Genomic DNA, 17,213 nt, shown 5'->3' with positions numbered 1-17,213 from the left:
TTTTTTTCGTCCTGACTTTCGGTGTCATGTAATCAGCAGGTGGCTCTGCTGCTGATGATGGGCTGCATACCGCGTGTGCAGCCCGCAGAATCGATCAAGGCTTGTCCAAGGGTGCGTGAGTGGCACCAGCCACTCCCAGGCGCTTGCAGACGCCCTGAGCCTCTTGAGCGAGGACCAGCGTCAGTTGCTCGGCAGGCAGGGCGCGACCCAAGGCAGCGCTTTGTCCGCTCCACAGGGAACTGAATTCGGTACGACCTTGTTTTTCGGCTTCGATACGCAGCGGGCTGAGTGCCGACCCAGCATGGGGGAATACCGGAGCACTGGCGCTTAAAGGACCAATTTCATCCATCAGGCGAGTGCGAATACTGCGAGCTGGGCGGCCAGAGAACAGATTGGTTAGCGCTGTGCCGTCCGAGCGACTATTGGACAGGGCTTCGCGATGCAGCGGGGTGATCTTGGATTCGGGACAGAACAGGTAGGCAGTGCCAATTTGCGCCGCGCTGGCACCCAAAGCCAGGGCTGCGGCAATACCGCGTCCATCAGCAATACCACCGGCAGCAATCACGGGAATGCTGACGGCATCGGCAATCTGGGGAACCAGGGACATGGTGCCTACTTGTGTGTGCACCTTGTTGTCCAGGAACACGCCACGGTGACCACCGGCTTCAAAGCCTTGAGCGATGATGATGTCGGCGCCGTGCTCTTGCAGCCAGACCGCCTCAGCCGTCGTGGTAGCGCTGGACATGATCAGAGCACCGGTTTTTTTAACGCGCTGCACCAGTTCGGGAGAGGGCAGGCCAAAGTGGAAGCTGACGACTTCAGGTTTCAGCTCTTCGACCAATTCAGCATGTTGGCTGGAGAAGGGAGCACGTGCCGCTTTGGGCAATTCCTGATTCGGGTCCAGGCTGTATTCCTGGTAGTAAGGCATCAGGCGAAGACGCCATTCTTGTAGAGCCTCTGGCTCCAGGCGCAGATCCTCGTGGCAAAAGAAGTTCAGATTGATGGGGGCCGACACGGCGGCTCTAAACAGCCCCACTTGTTCGCGAATTTGTTCCAGGCTGAGCATGGCGCAGGCCAATGAGCCCAGGCCGCCAGCACGAGCCACGGCAATCGCCAGCTCACTATCTTGCGCTCCGGCCATAGGAGCTTGAACGATGGGTTGCTCGATGTGGAGCAGATCCAGCAAAGTGTTGTTGGGCCAGATATACATGAAGGGCGTCCTCGGTCATTTCGCGATAGCTTTTATCGTAGCAGGATGAGTTCAGACTGAAAACTGACATCGCTGTGTGTGGGCAAGGCCGTGGCAAGCCTGCAGCACGCTACAATAATCGTCTTTTGGCACGACGACTGTGCCGTATTTTCCTGTTTTGTGGACGATCTGATGTCTCATCTCATTCTTCAAGGGCCGCGCCTGGATAGCGCCATCATCGAAAAAATTGCGGCAGTGGTGCAGGCCGATGGTGTGCAGGAGCTGGGCCCTACCGCCGTGCGTCTGCTGGGTTCTGACGCCACGCAGCGTGCTGAGGTGCAGGCACTGTGCAAGACTGGCGCAATGGACTTTGCTTTTCTGGAGCAGATTGATCGCCTGAAAGACATGCGCGTGCTGGCAATGGACATGGATTCCACGCTGATCAATATCGAGTGTATTGATGAGATTGCTGATATGGCTGGCCGCAAGGAACAGGTTGCCACGATTACCGAAGCGGCCATGCGCGGCGAAATCAAGGACTTCACCGAGAGCTTGAATCGCCGTGTGGCGTTTCTGGAAGGTGTGCCTGTCAGTGATCTGACTCGCGTGTATGAAGAGCGCTTGCAGCCTAATCTGGGTGCGGACCGCCTGATAGCGACGGCTCATGCCCATGGCGTAAAAACCTTGCTGGTATCGGGTGGCTTCACCTTCTTTACTGAACGCATGAAAGACCGTTTCAGCTTGAGCTATGCCCATTCCAATACCTTGGAAGTGGTGGACGGCAAGCTGACCGGCAAAGTGCTGGGTGCGATTGTGGATGGTCAGGCCAAAGCCCGTTTCTTGCAGGAATTGGCTGCGGAGCTGGGCGCTGGCCTGGAGCAGTGTATTGCGATTGGCGACGGTGCCAATGACTTGCCCATGATGGCGCACGCTAAATACTCGGTTGCCTACCGGGCCAAGCCTGTGGTGCAGGAGCAAGCCAGCTTTGCGCTTAACCACTCTCCACTGGATGCTGTCTTGAACTGGTTCCGCTTGGATGTTTGATGTTGGCGGATCGCCTGCGTAGTCTGGCGGTGCAAGGCTCAGCGCAGCACACTAGACCTGAGCACGGTAAGCAGGGCGAGGGGGTGATGCAGTAGGCCGTTTTACCCAAATGAAAAGAGCGCTGTCACTGACAGCGCTCTTTTTTATGTCCAGCCTTGTTGTTAAGGCTTACTTCTCTTTGCGCAAACTGTTCAGCACATTGCGTACGGCCTGAATCCGGTTCTTGATTTCCTCACCTTTGGTGATTTCAATCCGCAGCTTGTCCGGTCCAGCCAATCGCACCTGCTTGTTCTTTTGCACCAGTTCAATAATGCTGACGGCGTCCACATTGGGCTTGGAGGAAAACTGAATCGTCGCCTGTGCCTCGCTGGCATCGATTTTCACAATTCCCAACGGTTCGGCCTTGATACGCAGGCGATGGACGGCCAGCAGATTCTCGCCAGCCTCTGGTAGCAGGCCATAGCGGTCGATCAGCTCTTCATGGATATGAATAAGGTCATCTTCCTTGCGAGCGTGTGACAGGGCCTTGTAGTGGCCCAAGCGGGCATTCACGTCGGGGCAGTAGTTAGATGGCAGCAGGGCAGAGGTATGCAGATTCACTTCGCATTGCAGGGCAAAGGGTGAATCCAGGTCCGGTTCTTCGCCAGCCTTCAGGGCTTTGACGGCCGTGTTGAGCATATCTGCATACATGGAATAGCCCACTTCCTGAATGTCGCCGGACTGGGATTCGCCCAGCACTTCGCCTGCTCCCCGGATTTCCAGATCGTGCATCGCCAGGAAAAAGCCTGCGCCCAGCTCTTCCATGGCTTGAATGGCCTCCAGCCGCTTCTTCGCATTGCTGGTGATGGCATCCTCGCCAGGGGTGAGCAGATAGGCATAGGCCTGGTGGTGGGAGCGGCCCACGCGTCCACGCAACTGGTGCAATTGGGCTAGGCCCAAACGGTCAGCTCGATGGATGACGATGGTATTGGCGGTAGGCACGTCAATGCCGGTTTCAATAATCGTGGTACACAGCAGCACGTTGTAGCGCTTCTGGTAGAAGCCCTTCATGACGGCTTCCAGTTCGCGCTCGGGCATTTGGCCGTGAGCCACGGCAATACTGGCTTCGGGCACCAGTTCTTCCAGGCGGGCACGACGGTTGTGAATGGTCTCGACTTCGTTATGCAGGAAGTAGACCTGGCCGCCGCGTTTCAATTCGCGCAGCAGAGCTTCGCGTATGGTGCTGCCATCTTCACGACGCACAAAGGTTTTGATCGCCAGACGTTTTTGCGGTGCCGTGGCAATGACGGAGAAGTCCCGTATGCCCTCCAAAGACATGCCTAAGGTACGTGGAATAGGGGTAGCGGTCAGGGTCAGAATGTCGACTTCGGCGCGCAGTTGCTTCAAGGCTTCTTTCTGACGCACACCAAAGCGGTGTTCCTCGTCGATGATGACCAAACCTAGCTGTTTGAAACGCACGTCCGAGGACAGAATCTTGTGCGTGCCAATCACAATATCCACGCTGCCTTCACGCAGCCCTGCAATGGCGGCCTGGGTCTCTTTGGTGGAGCGGAAGCGGGACAACTCGGCGACGCGGATGGGCCAGTCGGCAAAGCGATCCGAGAAGGTCTGTGCATGTTGCTCGGCCAGCAAGGTGGTCGGGCACAGCAGGGCAACTTGCTTGCCATTGGCCACGGCCAGGAAAGCGGCACGCAGAGCGACCTCGGTTTTACCAAAGCCCACATCCCCACACACCAGGCGGTCCATAGGCTGGCCGGAGGTCATGTCGTTCACTACCGCTTCGATGGCAGCGGCCTGATCCGGGGTTTCTTCAAAGCCAAAGCCTTCAGAGAAGGCCTGGTAGTCATTCAGCGGTAATTTGAACTGGAAGCCTTCACGGGCGGCACGCTGGGCATACAGGGCCAGCAGTTCGGCAGCGCTGTCACGCGCCTGCTTGGCGGCACGGCGACGCGCTTTGTCCCATTGGCCAGACCCCAATTGGTGCAAAGGTGCATGCTCGGGATCAGCACCGCTGTAGCGGGCAATCACGTGCAATTGGGCTACGGGCACATAGAGAGTGCTGCCTTTGGCATATTCCAGATGCAGAAACTCGACCGGGCCTTCGCCCAGATCCATTTCTTTCAAACCGCAATAACGACCAATGCCATGCTCGGCGTGAACGACGGGGTCGCCCTCGCGCAGTTCGGACAGATCCCGCACCATGGCTTCCACATCGCTGCTGCGCTCGTTGCGGCGACGGCTGCTTTGTGTGCGTGTCTGGGTGGGGTAGAGGTCGTTTTCGGTGAGCAGGCTCAGGCTGTCGTGCACCAGGGCAAAGCCACGCGACAGCGGGGCCACCACCAGGGCAAAGGCCGCGTCCGACTCCAGAAAGTCGGCCAGATTCTGGCAGTCTGTAGCGGGTGACAGGTCATGCTCACGCAGCATTTGCAGCAAGGTTTCCCGACGGCCTGCGGAATCTGCACACAATACGGTGCGATTTTTGGGGTCCAGTACTTCCTGCCGCAATTGGGCCAGCGGATCCTTGTCGCGGCGGTTAACCGCGACAAGAGGCAAAGGCTCGAAATCAGGGTGAGCGATAGGCTGGCCATCCGCTTGGGCATTCAGGCTCAGGCGGCTAAAAGGTTTGATTCCATTGAAGAATTGCTCATCCGACAGAAACAGGCTTTCTGGGGGAAGAATAGGGCGTTCGCGGTCGTTTTTCAGGAAGGAGAAGCGGCTATGGGTATCGCTTTGGAAGCGGCCAATCGCGCTTTGTGCATCTCCGTGAGTGATGACCAGGCTGCCTTCAGGCACATAGTCCATCAAGGTCGCGGTTTCTTCAAAGAACAGCGGCAGATAGTATTCGATACCCGCGAAGGCAATGCCATTGCCTACGTCTTTATAGGGCAGGGCGCGAGAAGGGTCACCTTCAAAGAATTCACGGAAACGGGCGCGGAACTGGGTACGCGCTTCTTCGTCCATGGGGAATTCGCGGCCCGGCAGGAGCTGGATTTCCTTGACGGGATACAGGCTGCGCTGGGTGTCTATATCAAAGCTGCGTATGCTTTCGATTTCGTTGTCGAACAGGTCCAGTCGATAGGGCAAGACTGAACCCATAGGGAACAAGTCAATCAGGCCACCCCGGATGCTGAACTCACCGGGAGCGCTGACCTGTGTCATATGGGTATAGTTGGCCAACATCAACTGGGCACGCAACTGGGCCTCGTCCAGCTCATCGCCCTGACGGAAAGAGAAGGTGTAGGCCGCCAGAAAGGACGGTGGGGCCAAACGGTACAGAGCTGTGGTGACAGGCACGGTCAGGATATCGACCTCGTGCATGGTCAGGGCGTGCAGGGTACGAAGGCGCTCCGAGATCAGATCCTGGTGCGGAGAGAAGCTGTCATAAGGCAGCGTTTCCCAGTCCGGTAGCTGGCGCACACGCAGGGTGGGGCCAAATAGCAGGATTTCCTCGGCCAGCCTTTGGGCGGTCAGGGGATCGGCGCAGAGCACCAGAATAGGCGCTTTATGCTGGCGGGCCAGGTCGGCAATCAGGCAGGCATCGCCCGAGCCAGGAGGCATGGGCTGTGCGTAGCGTTGACCGGGGCGTAGGGCGGCCAGCACATCTTGGGTGCTGGGCAGGGACAGGGAGTGCTGTTTTTCGGTTTCCATCAGGATTGTCATTATAAAATCACCCACCTATGAAGACTACCTTGATTGCAATTGTTCCAGCCGCCGGTATCGGTGCGCGCGCCCTGGATTCTGCCACGAAGGCGCAAGGCTTGCCCAAGCAATACCGTTTGCTGGGTGGGCAGCCCATGTTGCGCCGTTCGGTGCAGGCCCTGCTGGCTGATGAACGCATCAGCCAGGTGCGGGTTGCCGTGGCGCCGGGCGATACCTGGGCTGCCGCCGCACTGGAAGGTTTGCCACGCACCGTCTGCCTGCCTTGTGGTGGGGAGACGCGGGCTGAAACGGTGCTTAATACGCTGAACACTCTGGATAGAGAGGAACAGCCTTGGGTTCTGGTTCATGATGCTGCTCGTCCCGGCCTGCCACGGCAGGCTTTGGGATGTTTGATTGATGCTTGCTTGCAGGCGCAGCGCGGTGGCTTGCTGGCTTTGCCGGTGCCTGATACCGTCAAGCGCGCGACGCAGACCGAAGCGGTGGCGGTGCAGGAGACCGTGGACAGGGATGGGCTGTGGCTGGCGCAAACTCCGCAGTTGTTTCCTGCCCAGGATTTGCGCAGGGCCTTGCAAGAGGCTAAAGAACAAGGTTTGGCAGTGACGGATGAGGCCAGCGCCATGGAATTGGCGGGCAGCCAACCCTTATTAATATTGGGTTCAGCGCGGAATTTTAAAGTCACCTGGCCTGAAGATTTTGAATTGATGGAGAAATGGTTATGAGCATGCCGATTCGCGTAGGACAAGGTTTTGATGTGCATGTGCTGTGCGAAGGCCGACCTTTGATTCTGGGTGGGGTCACTATTCCGCATACCCATGGCTTGATGGGGCACTCGGATGCCGATGCCTTGCTGCACGCAATTACCGATGCCATTCTGGGTGCGGCGGGTCTGGGGGATATCGGTCGTCATTTCCCGGATACCGACCCTCAGTACAAAGGGGCTGATAGCCGTGTGCTGTTGCGTCATGCCTATGAGCAGGTGCGCGCGGCAGGCTGGCTGGTGGGGAATGTCGATGCCACGATTCATGCACAAAAACCCAAGATTGCCCCGCATGCTCCTGACATGGTGGCCAATATTGAGGCGGATCTGCATTTAGAGCCGGGCAGTGTGAACGTCAAAGGCAAAACAAATGAAGCCATTGGCTTTGTGGGCCGCCAGGAAGGGATTGCGGTAACCACCGTGGCCTTGTTGTACCGCGCTTGATTGCATTGGGTTCTGAATGAGACCTTGGGCAAGGGGAGTACCCGCCCAAGGTTTTTTGTGTTCAGGAGACTTTGGTGTCTTTATCGCCCTGGGTTCCAGGGGCATTACGACTTGCACGGATACGTGGCAATTGAATGCGGGCGGTCAAACCCTCGGAGGGGGCGCTGACCAGCTCAAAGTGACCACCGACCTGTCCCAGCAAGCGCTCCACAATCGCCAGCCCCAAACCTGCACCGCTCACGCCAGTACGGGCAGAGACACCACGAGAGAAGGGACGCAGCAGACGCTGGATATCGCCTTTGGCAATCCCTGCGCCCTGATCTTTGACGGCAATCACCAGAATATTGCCGTGCTGATGTGCCGACAGTTCGATACGCGCACGGTCATCTTCGGGGCTGCGGCCATAACGACGCGCATTTTCGATCAGGTTGGAGACGATACGCTTCAAGTCGTGAGCGCTGATGCGGGCGTACAGATTGGGTTCGACGGAAGCCGTCAAAATGCCACCCAGCGATTCGGTATGTGTGCGTTCGCGCTCGTAGACGTCATTGAGCACGGCGGAAACATCAATGCCATGCTCGGGTACAGCCGCAGCGGGACGGGCGTACTCCATCAACTGACCAATACTGTGGTCAATCTGGGCCAAGTCCTCGTCAATGGCGGCTCGGGTTTCGTCTGATACCTGACTTAATTCGATTTCCAGACGCATGCGCGCCAGAGGCGTGCGCAAGTCGTGCGAAATACCGGCCAGCATGATTTCCCGATCCGCCTCGGTCTGGCGGATATCGCGGGCCATACGGTTAAAGGCGATATTCATGTCGCGGATTTCAACCGGGCCTTTTTCAGGCAGGGTGCTGGGGGTTTCGCCACGGGCCAATTGCTGGGCCACCTTGGCCAGTTGAGCCAAAGGCCGGTTCACAAAACGCACACTGACTGCGGCACCGATCAGGGCCAGCAGCAAGGCGGTTGCGCCCCAGCCCAGCCATTCCACGCCAGCCGTCAGACTTAATTGTTCGCGATCAAAGACCAGCCAGTACTGATCTTCATTGATATCAAAGGAAACCCAGATGCCCGGCACGCTATTGACCGACCACATGATCAGGGTCTGGCTACCTAATGCACCACGTACTTCGGTAGAGACGTGTTGCCAGTAATTAGAGCGCGGCAGGGGTTCCAGCTCGTCCGTATTTTCGCGTGGTTGCACGCGCAGACTTTCTTTGGTTGCCAAATCCAGCAACAGGGCAGGGCGTACCGCCGGAGGCGCGTACACCAGAGCCGAGCGGGTGATGCTGACAATGGACGCCACGCGTTGAGCCATTTGGGCCGCGCGTGGTCCTTCTTCCATACTGAAGAATACTTGCAGCCAGGCACCCAGGCTGACGAGCATTAACGCAGCGAGCAATAAAAAAGACCGGCTGAATAAACCCAGCCGGATACTCGAGTTTTTTGTTGCTCGGCGTTGGGCGGCCACGGCGGGCCGCCCGTCTTGCTGACCGGAAGACAAGGTCAGTTACCGCCGTCTGGAACAAAAACGTAGCCCAGACCCCAGACCGTTTGAATGAACACGGGCTTGGAGGCATTGGGTTCGATCAGCTTGCGCAGACGCGAAATCTGTACGTCCAAGCTGCGATCAAAGGCTTCGTATTCGCGACCACGCGCCAATTCCATCAGTTTGTCGCGCGACAAGGGGATCTTGGGATGACGGGCAAACACTTTCAGCACGGAGAACTCGCCCGTCGTAATCGGGACGACTTCGTTATTGCGGGTCAGTGTTCGAGTGGACAGGTTCAGCACATAGGGACCGAACTCGATCGATTCATTTTCCTGACTAGGTGCGCCGGGGTGTTCCTCGGTACCACGGCGTCGCAAGATAGCGTTGACACGGGCTAGCAGTTCGCGGGGGTTGAAGGGTTTGATGAGGTAGTCATCGGCACCCATTTCCAGGCCCACGATACGGTCGATTTCTTCGGCCTTGGCGGTGAGCATGATGATGGGGGTGTTGTCGTGTCCGCCGCGCAGCCGACGACAGATGGACAGGCCATCCTCGCCTGGCAGCATCAGATCCAGTACCAGCAGATCGAAATGCTCGCGTTGCCAGAGTTTGGCCATTTCTTTACCGTCTTCGGCGACGAAAACGTTGAACCCTTGTTCGGACAGGTAGCGGCGCAATAAATCGCGCAGCCGGGGATCGTCGTCAACGACAAGGATTTTGCGGGTGAGGGGGGGGGTCGGCGTATTCATAGCGAAAATGTAACAGGCATCAGAAAGCGCGTACAGGGGGGTGTAGAAAAATATTACACATTAAGTGTTTTGTACGATTTATGCGCCTTGCAGCAGGTTTGACTGGGTCGTGAGGAAAATCATATGGTGGCAAATAGTCTCTCCGGTTGGTTTGAGTCAGGTCAAAAAAATGCCTGTGCTAGGGAAAAGTCACGACCTGTTCACCTATGTCGCGGTTTATCCTGCCCCCATTCTGATCAGGGTGCCTATTTTCAGTCTGCTTAAACTAAAATAGCGCGATGGATGCACATATTCTTGCCCTGGAGACTTCCTCCAATCTCTGTGAACTGACCTTGTTGTCTCGCACCCAAGCGGGTATTTCGCTTGTGGAACTGAGTCATGAGGGTAGTGGCGATCATGCTGAGCGCCTTTTGCCCATGGCCGAGCAACTGCTGGAGCAGGCTGGCCTGGATCGGCAGGCCCTGACCGCCATTGCTTTTGGACAAGGGCCTGGTGGCTTTACCGGCCTGCGCGTGGCGTGTGGGGTGGCTCAAGGCATGGCTTTTGCCTTGGATTTGCCCGTGCTGCCAGTGTCGTCTCTGCTGGCTGCTGCCGCCTGTGGTACGCCTGTTGAAGGGACGGCCTATGTGGTGGTGCAGGATGCCCGCATGCAAGAGGTCTATGCCGCTGTGTATAGCTGGACGGCCGAGAAATCCTGGTCTGTGCTGCAAAGCCCGGTGCTGCTGGATGCGGCGCAGATCACCCTGTGGATTGCGCGTTTGCAGGCAGAAGGCTTGATTGCAGAGCAGCAGCCTATTCAGGTCATCGGTGATGCGCTGGAACAGTTCCCAGATCTGGCTCCTGCCGTAGTCGCACAGGGTTGGAAGGTTGGCCAGAGTTGGCGTGCGACGGGCGCGAGTGTTGCGCATCTGGCCTTGCATGATCTGGATGAAGGACGTGGTGTGTCGCCCGATTTGGCCATGCCGTTGTATGTGCGCGAAAAAGTCGCCTACACCATTCAGGAACGTGAACAAGGCTTGGGGGGCAACCCGGCAGCCTTGGATCAACCCTTGCAGATTGAAGCCATGCAGGCAGGGCATGTGTCCGCCGTGCTGGATATTGAACGTCGGGTGGAAAGTCACCCTTGGACGGCAGGCAACTTTACGGATGCTTTGGGCAATAGCGCCTATTGCTCCCGGATTATTCATAAGCAAGGCCAGGTGCAGGGCTACGCGATTTGGCTCAAGGCTCCTGACATGATGGAGCTTTTGCTGATCGGGGTAGCCCCGGAACAGCAGCGACGCGGATTGGCTCGCCAATTGCTGGACGACGGTCTGGAGCTAGCTCGCCAAGCTCAGGTAGAGCGTGTGGTTCTGGAAGTCCGGGCATCGAATGCTCCGGCTATCAGCTTGTATAAAAAGCTGGGTTTCCAGGCGGATGGTCTGCGTAAAAACTACTATCCGCTTAGCGATGGTCTGCGTGAAGATGCCGTCTTGATGAGCTTGGACCTGGCCAGCAAGGCAGGGGCATGATCGATTTTCAGCCTGTTTCCCCTCTGCAGCGCACCTGGCTTTTAGAGCTGGGTCTGGAGCGCGCCTTTCTGGCGCGTCTGCCGCAGCCTGCCGTGCAAGCCACTGTGCAGCAAGCAGCTTCCTCAGCTGTATCGACACCAGAGCAGGTAGCAGCCGTAGAGACGATGGAGCGGCATTCGGATGGGCCGGTCAGCCGTCCTTTGGCGACACCCGGTGCAGCCGCGACGCAGGATGCACAGTCCGCCCGTGATCAGGCTTTGGCTTTGTTGCGTAAAGCGGGCACTCGCCCTGCGGTAGTTGCCCCTGTCGAGGAAGTAGTTCAACGACCGGCTGTGCTGATTCAGCCCGAAAAAGCCCAGGATATGGCCAGCCTGCTGGAGCAGGTTCAAGCCTGCCAGGAATGTGGCTTGCACACGGGCCGGGCTCAAGTGGTGTTTGGCTCTGAGCTGCTGGTGGAACCGGACTGGATGATTATTGGTGAGGCACCTGGGACTAGCGATGATCGCAGTGCTCAACCTTTTGATGGCAAAGCCGGGCTGCTCTTGCAGGCCATGCTTAACAGCGCCATTCCCAATGCCTCCGTGTATAAAACACATCTGGTGAAATGCCGCCCCTTGGGGAATCGTCCCCCTACCCAGGAAGAGCTGGCTGCATGTCGGGCCTTTCTGGATGCGCAGATTCGTCTGGTACAGCCGCGCCGTTTGCTGGCTGTCGGCCATTTGGCTGCGGTGGCACTAAGTGGCCGTGATGAGGATCTGGAGGCTTTGCGGGGGCAGGCTCTGACGTACACCGATGCTCAAGGTCGCAGCTTGCCTTTGGTGGTGACGTATCATCCCGCCTCGCTATTGCTGCGTCCGCAGCATAAAGCCAATGCCTGGCGGGATTTGTCCTTGCTACGCGAGTTGCAGAGCCAGTCCTGATACTGGCCCTGTGGGGAGGTATGTTTTACCGCCGGGCCGCCCCAAGGCTCGGCGCCCCCAGTAAAAAGCGCCCCAAAGGGGCGCTTTTGTTTACTTGGCCGCCAAGGCCTGTCCGTGACCTTCCTGACCAATGCAGGCTTCCAGCTCGGGATGAGCGCGCAGATTGGCGTTTTTCCAGATGATGAACACCGTCATTAAAGACGCCACCATCAAGCCAAAGAACACAATGATGTAGTTGATGGGCAAACGCAGCCACAGCAGCAGGCTGTACAGCGCCAGCATGAACAGAATGTTCAATTGTTCATTGAAGTTCTGTACGGCAATGGAGTGACCGGCCGACAGCATGACGTGGCCGCGATGTTGCAGCAGGGCATTCATGGGGACGACGAAAAAGCCGGACAAACCACCAATACCCATCAACAGGGTGTAGACCGCCCATTTCTCGTGTACCAAAGGCATGAGCAGGACCACAAAGCCCATTGCTACGCCTACAGGCAGAACAGCCAGAGATTTCTTCAGGGGAACGCGGGCGGCAAAGACGGCACCAAAGACCGTGCCCAATGCGGCCACACCCATCAGCACCGAGGCCTGATCCAGACGGTAGCCCAGATGCTGAGCGCCCCATTCAATCACAATGAATTGCAGGGTGGCACCGGCACCCCAGAACAAGGTGGTGACCGCCAGCGAGATTTGGCCCAGCTTGTCACGCCACAGAATGTGTACGTAAGTACGGAATTCCTTGAGCAGCAAGATGGGGTTCTTTTGTTGGGGCGGGTAGTCAATATTGGTGCGGGGGATCAGCAGATTGCACAGCGCTGCTGACAGATAGATAAAGGAAATCAGCAAGATAGCGACTTCGGCACGTGTCTGGGCTAAAGGTGCAATCAGCGGGTGCTCGGCTAGCGAAGCGGCAATCGAGGGGCTGATCAAAATGCCGCCCAGCACGGTGCCGCCAATAATGGACAACACGGTCAGGCCTTCAATCCAGCTATTGCCTTTGACCAATTGCTCGGGCTTGAGCATTTCGGTGACGATGCCGTACTTGGCAGGGGAGTAGGCGGCAGCACCGATACCAACCAGGGTGTAGGAGACAAAGACCAGAACCAGTTGCTGGGAGTCGTTCATGCCAAAGTACTGGTGGCAGAACATCAACATACAGCCCATCAGCTTGATGGCATTGGTGGCAAACATCACCCGACCCTTGGGATACGAGTCGGCAAAGGCGCCTACAAAGGCGGCCAATAGCACGTAGGACAGCGCAAACCACCATTTCATCATGGGGACCATCCAGATAGGTCCGTGCAGGTCAGCGATCAGGGCGATGGCGGCAATCAGCAAGGCATTGTCGGCAACTGACGACAATGCCTGCGCGGCCATGACCAGATAAAATCCTTTATTCAAAATACATCCCGAATGCGTGTGCCCACAGGCGCAGTCGCAGGACTGCGGAGCACGAATCAAAGCCAGGTGTCAGACCTGAGGAGCTTTTTCAAGGCGGCCCACCACAGTTTTCCTGACAAAGCCTGAGCCGGTGCGAAATTTACGAAGAGAGATGGGGAGCAAGAATAACAGGGACTGCGGGGGCAGTGGTATCAGAAATTCATTGCGGCTGTCTGACTGCTCGGATTTTCTGGCCGGGCGGGCGCTGGCAAAGCGCTATTGTAAATGCCCTGTCTGGCACTATTGTCCTGCTTGCCAAGCAGGGTAAACAGGGCTTGACGACAGGGGAGAGTTTACTGCCTTATCATCCCAGCAGCTCTGAGCTGATTTTCATTTGTTTTTTAGCCGTCTTTGCTGTGGGTGGCAGGTGCTGCGGTATCATACGACTCGCGGTGGCAGGCAGAGAGAAATGCGCCTGCGCGCCTGTTCAAATTGGTCTTTTCTGAGCTGACTTTTACCCTGTGCGTCTAACCCAGATCAAACTTGCTGGTTTCAAATCCTTTGTGGACCCGACCACCATTCCAACTCCCAGTCAGTTGGTTGGCGTTGTCGGGCCCAATGGCTGTGGGAAATCCAACATCATCGATGCGGTGCGCTGGGTGCTGGGCGAGAGCAAAGCCTCCGAGCTGCGTGGCGAGTCCATGCAAGACGTGATCTTCAATGGTTCGTCACAACGTAAACCGGCGGGGCGTGCCTCGGTTGAACTGGTTTTTGATAATTCTGAAGGGCGTGCCTCGGGTCAGTGGAGTACCTACGCTGAAATCTCGGTACGGCGTGTGCTGAGCCGGGATGGCACCAGCAGCTATTTTCTGAATAATCAGGCCGTCCGGCGGCGCGACATTCACGATATTTTTCTGGGTACTGGCCTGGGGGCGCGTGGTTACGCGATTATCGGCCAGGGCATGATTAACCGCCTGATTGAAGCCAAGCCCGAAGAGCTGCGTGTTTTTCTGGAAGAGGCAGCGGGCGTATCGCGCTACAAAGAGCGCCGTCGCGAAACGGAAAGCCGTTTGCGCGATACCCGGGAAAACTTGCTGCGCGTGGAAGATATCCAACGAGAGCTGGATGCGCAGTTGGAAAAATTACAGGCGCAGGCCGAAGTGGCTCGTCAGTACCGCGATTTGCAGCAAGACGGCGAGTTAAAGCAGAACTTGTTGTGGCTGTTGAAAGAGTCCAATGCACAGGGCGATCAAAAAGCGCGCTTTTTAGCCATTGAACAAGCCCAGACCAAGCTGGAAGAATCCATTGCTGGCTTACGGCACACCGAGTCGGCGCTGGAGTCGCAGCGGCAAGCCCATTTGCAGGCGGGTGATGCCTTGCACGTGGCTCAAACGCAGTTGTACGAAGCAGGGTCGCAGGTCTCCAGCCTGGAAGCGGAAATCCGCCATGTACTGGATTCACGCAGTCGTATGGCTCAGCGCCGTGAACAACTGGAACAACAGCAGCACGACTGGGTCGAGCAACAAGAGCATTGCCAGCAAGAGCTGGAAAACAGCGAGCAGCAGCGTGAAGAAGCCGCTGTCAGGCTGGAAGAATTACAGATTCAGTTGGAAGAAGCCCAAGGCGCCTTGCCCGATCTGGAGCAACGAGTCCGCGAGCAGGCCCAACGCCGAGATGAAATGCGCATGGGGCTGGCTCGCCTGGAGCAGAACCTGGCCTTGGCGGCGCAGTCGCAACGTGATGCGGATCGTCAAATCCAGGGGTTGGAGCAACGTCAGGAACGCTTGAAGCAGGAGCTGCGTGAACTTAACGCGCCCGACCCGGATAATCTGGAGCGTTTGCAGGGCGATCTGAATATGCTGCAAAACCAGTTGCAGCAGGCCCAGGAGCACATGCAGCACCTGGAGGCCCAGCTTCCCAGACTGGAAGAAGAGCGCAAGAAGGCGCAGGAACAAGCCTTGCAAGGCGGCCAGGATATGGCTCGTCTGGAAGCAAGACATCTGGCCTTGAGCCGTTTGCAGGAAGATGTGGCTCGCAAGGGGACCTTGGAACCCTGGCTGGCTAAACATGGGCTGGAGAGCATGAAGCGTCTCTGGCAAAGCCTGGACGTGGAAAAAGGCTGGGAAACTGCTCTGGAGGCCGTGCTGCGTGAGCGGATGACGGCCTTGGAGTTGCGCCGTCTGGATATGGCCGCCGCCTTTGCCAGTGATGCACCGCCTGCACGCTTGAGCTTTTATCAGCTTCCCGATGCGGGGGAGCTGGCCAAGCCTGCCCTGGATTTGCCTTTGCTGAGCTCGGTATTGCGTCAGCAAGAGGGCGCCTTGCGCAGTCTGCTGGGTAACTGGCTGCATCACGTCTATGTGTGTTCGGATTTGAAGCAGGCTTTGAGTTTGCGCGAGCAACTAAGCGATCAAATGGCTATCGTGGTGCAGGACGGTCACTTGGTCGATCGCCATAGCATACGCTTTTACGCGCCCGACTCCGAACAGGCCGGGATGTTGGCTCGGCAGCAAGAGATCGCTCATCTGGAGCGAGAATTGCGTGGCGCTCAACTGATTGTGGATGAGCTTGGTCATACCAGCACCCAGGCCGAAATGGCCTTGCAGCAAGTGCGTAATGGTCTGGTTCCCGCCCGTGCCCGCGTGGGTGAATTGACGGTGCGTATGCACGATGTGCAGTTGGAGCACTCCAAGCTGGCACAACAGGCTCAGCAATCGCAAGAGCGCGGCGGTCGAATCAATGATGAGCTGGAAGAGCTGAGCGTACAGCGCGAAGAGCTGCAAGCCAATCGTGAAGAGTTTGAAGCCCGTTTTGAAACGCTGGATGAAGAATTAGCGGAACATCAGGGTGTGTTTGCTGAAGCCCAGATGGAAGGCGAGAAGGGCGCCGAGCAGGCTGAACAGGCCCGCCGTACCGTCCACGAGCGCGAGCGCGTTGTGCATGATGCCCAGTTCGCCGAGCGTGCTTTGGTACAACGCATGGCAGAGCTGGAGCGCAATCTCGCCCTGGCTCAAGAGCAGGCCCAACGCACCGCGGGTCAATTGGAGGGCCTTCAAGGCGAATTGCTGGATCTGGATGCCTCGGCGGCACAAGCCGGTCTGCAAGATGCCCTGGAGTTGCGGGCCGAGCGTGAAGAGGCCGTACGTCTGGCGAAAATCCAGCTTGATACTCTGGCCGCGCAATTACGCGAGCATGAGCAAGCCCGTACCGAGAATGAAAAAAATCTGGGTCCCTTGCGCGAGCAAGTCACCGAATTGCAATTGCAGGAACAAGCCTCGCGTCTGGCGGTCGAACAGTTTGCTGAACAGTTGGACAGTCGAAAGGTAAACCGTTCCGAACTGTGGAGCTTGTTACAGGAAAAGACAGCAGAATGGCAGCGCGTGGGCTGGTTGCAGTCCGAAGTGCAGCGTATCTCGCGCCAGATTGAAGGCTTGGGCCCGGTGAACCTGGCGGCCCTTGAAGAGCTGACGACGGCCCAAGAGCGCAAGACCTATCTGGATGCTCAGCACAAAGATTTGACCGATGCAATCGAGACGCTGGAAGATGCCATTCGCAAGATTGACCGCGAGACGCGCCAGTTGCTCATGGAAACATTCAACATCGTTAATCAGCACTTTGGTGAGCTTTTCCCAAGGCTATTTGGTGGTGGAGAGGCTAAACTGACGATGGTGGGCGATGAAGTGCTGGATGCGGGTGTACAAGTCATGGCGCAACCGCCAGGCAAACGCAACAGCACCATTCATTTGCTCTCTGGTGGTGAAAAAGCCTTGACGGCGACAGCGCTGGTTTTTGCCTTCTTCAAGCTGAACCCTGCGCCATTTTGTTTGCTGGATGAGGTGGATGCGCCACTGGATGATGCCAATACCGAACGCTATGCCAATCTGGTGGCCAGCATGAGCGACCAAACGCAGTTTTTGTTTATTTCTCACAATAAAATTGCCATGCAAATGGCCAAGCAGTTGATCGGTGTCACCATGCAAGAGCAGGGGGTGTCCCGTATCGTGGCGGTAGACGTAGATGCCGCCATGCAAATGAGCAGTGTGTAAGCCTGTTTTTTTTAATCCGGT

11 protein-coding genes are annotated in these 17,213 nt (G+C 57.1%); 6 read left to right on the top strand and 5 right to left on the bottom strand.

Translation table 11 applies throughout. The features are described 5' to 3' along the window. Positions 1-94: 94 nt before the first annotated feature. Positions 95-1,210, bottom strand: a complete 1,116-nt coding sequence (locus JYG33_RS07830) for a nitronate monooxygenase (protein WP_207875410.1) — start codon at positions 1,208-1,210, stop codon at positions 95-97. Positions 1,211-1,381: 171 nt separating this feature from the next. On the opposite strand from JYG33_RS07830, the gene serB reads away from it, so the two are divergent. After that, positions 1,382-2,233: a phosphoserine phosphatase SerB gene (gene serB, locus JYG33_RS07825; RefSeq protein ID WP_207875409.1), complete on the top strand. Its 852-nt coding sequence runs from the start codon at positions 1,382-1,384 to the stop codon at positions 2,231-2,233. Between the two features lie 168 nt (positions 2,234-2,401). On the opposite strand, the gene mfd is transcribed toward serB, so the two are convergent. Then, positions 2,402-5,893 (bottom strand): transcription-repair coupling factor, encoded by a 3,492-nt coding sequence (gene mfd / locus JYG33_RS07820; protein ID WP_207875408.1) that lies wholly within the window; start codon positions 5,891-5,893, stop codon positions 2,402-2,404. A gap of 17 nt (positions 5,894-5,910) precedes the next feature. On the opposite strand from mfd, the gene ispD reads away from it, so the two are divergent. Next, entirely contained in the window at positions 5,911-6,612 is a 702-nt protein-coding gene (ispD, locus tag JYG33_RS07815; protein ID WP_207875407.1) for a 2-C-methyl-D-erythritol 4-phosphate cytidylyltransferase, read from the top strand. Then, the gene (ispF, locus tag JYG33_RS07810; RefSeq protein WP_207875406.1) at positions 6,609-7,094 is read left to right on the top strand and encodes a 2-C-methyl-D-erythritol 2,4-cyclodiphosphate synthase; all 486 of its coding nucleotides are present in this window, start codon (positions 6,609-6,611) and stop codon (positions 7,092-7,094) included. The genes ispD and ispF overlap by 4 nt, the downstream gene beginning before the upstream one ends. 61 nt (positions 7,095-7,155) lie before the next feature. On the opposite strand, the gene JYG33_RS07805 is transcribed toward ispF, so the two are convergent. Both JYG33_RS07805 and ompR read right to left on the bottom strand, forming a co-directional pair. Continuing rightward, positions 7,156-8,565: an ATP-binding protein gene (locus tag JYG33_RS07805; RefSeq protein ID WP_207875777.1), complete on the bottom strand. Its 1,410-nt coding sequence runs from the start codon at positions 8,563-8,565 to the stop codon at positions 7,156-7,158. Positions 8,566-8,600: 35 nt separating this feature from the next. Next, positions 8,601-9,335, bottom strand: a complete 735-nt coding sequence (gene ompR / locus JYG33_RS07800; protein WP_003801024.1) for a two-component system response regulator OmpR — start codon at positions 9,333-9,335, stop codon at positions 8,601-8,603. A gap of 278 nt (positions 9,336-9,613) precedes the next feature. On the opposite strand from ompR, the gene tsaB reads away from it, so the two are divergent. Continuing rightward, entirely contained in the window at positions 9,614-10,846 is a 1,233-nt protein-coding gene (gene tsaB, locus JYG33_RS07795; protein ID WP_207875405.1) for a tRNA (adenosine(37)-N6)-threonylcarbamoyltransferase complex dimerization subunit type 1 TsaB, read from the top strand. Further along, positions 10,843-11,766, top strand: a complete 924-nt coding sequence (locus tag JYG33_RS07790) for a uracil-DNA glycosylase (RefSeq protein ID WP_207875404.1) — start codon at positions 10,843-10,845, stop codon at positions 11,764-11,766. Before tsaB ends, JYG33_RS07790 begins: the two co-directional genes overlap by 4 nt. A 90-nt stretch (positions 11,767-11,856) precedes the next feature. On the opposite strand, the gene lplT is transcribed toward JYG33_RS07790, so the two are convergent. Then, positions 11,857-13,167: a lysophospholipid transporter LplT gene (lplT, locus tag JYG33_RS07785; protein WP_207875403.1), complete on the bottom strand. Its 1,311-nt coding sequence runs from the start codon at positions 13,165-13,167 to the stop codon at positions 11,857-11,859. 500 nt (positions 13,168-13,667) lie between these two features. Here lplT and smc point away from each other — a divergent pair, with 500 nt between their 5' ends. After that, entirely contained in the window at positions 13,668-17,192 is a 3,525-nt protein-coding gene (gene smc, locus JYG33_RS07780; RefSeq protein WP_207875402.1) for a chromosome segregation protein SMC, read from the top strand. Positions 17,193-17,213: the final 21 nt, after the last annotated feature.

The sequence above is a fragment of the Alcaligenes sp. SORT26 genome (assembly GCF_017377875.1).
Taxonomy (GTDB): Bacteria; Pseudomonadota; Gammaproteobacteria; order Burkholderiales; family Burkholderiaceae_B; genus Alcaligenes; species Alcaligenes parafaecalis.
Note: the sequence above shows the minus strand (reverse complement) of the source record. Positions and strands in the feature narration are given on the sequence as shown.

Coding starts and splice junctions, on each gene's coding strand:
- JYG33_RS07830 (WP_207875410.1), bottom strand. CDS start 1,210: ATGTATATCTGGCCCAACAACACTTTGCTGGATCTGCTCCACATCGAG.
- serB (WP_207875409.1), top strand. CDS start 1,382: ATGTCTCATCTCATTCTTCAAGGGCCGCGCCTGGATAGCGCCATCATC.
- mfd (WP_207875408.1), bottom strand. CDS start 5,893: ATGACAATCCTGATGGAAACCGAAAAACAGCACTCCCTGTCCCTGCCC.
- ispD (WP_207875407.1), top strand. CDS start 5,911: ATGAAGACTACCTTGATTGCAATTGTTCCAGCCGCCGGTATCGGTGCG.
- ispF (WP_207875406.1), top strand. CDS start 6,609: ATGAGCATGCCGATTCGCGTAGGACAAGGTTTTGATGTGCATGTGCTG.
- ompR (WP_003801024.1), bottom strand. CDS start 9,335: ATGAATACGCCGACCCCCCCCCTCACCCGCAAAATCCTTGTCGTTGAC.
- tsaB (WP_207875405.1), top strand. CDS start 9,614: ATGGATGCACATATTCTTGCCCTGGAGACTTCCTCCAATCTCTGTGAA.
- JYG33_RS07790 (WP_207875404.1), top strand. CDS start 10,843: ATGATCGATTTTCAGCCTGTTTCCCCTCTGCAGCGCACCTGGCTTTTA.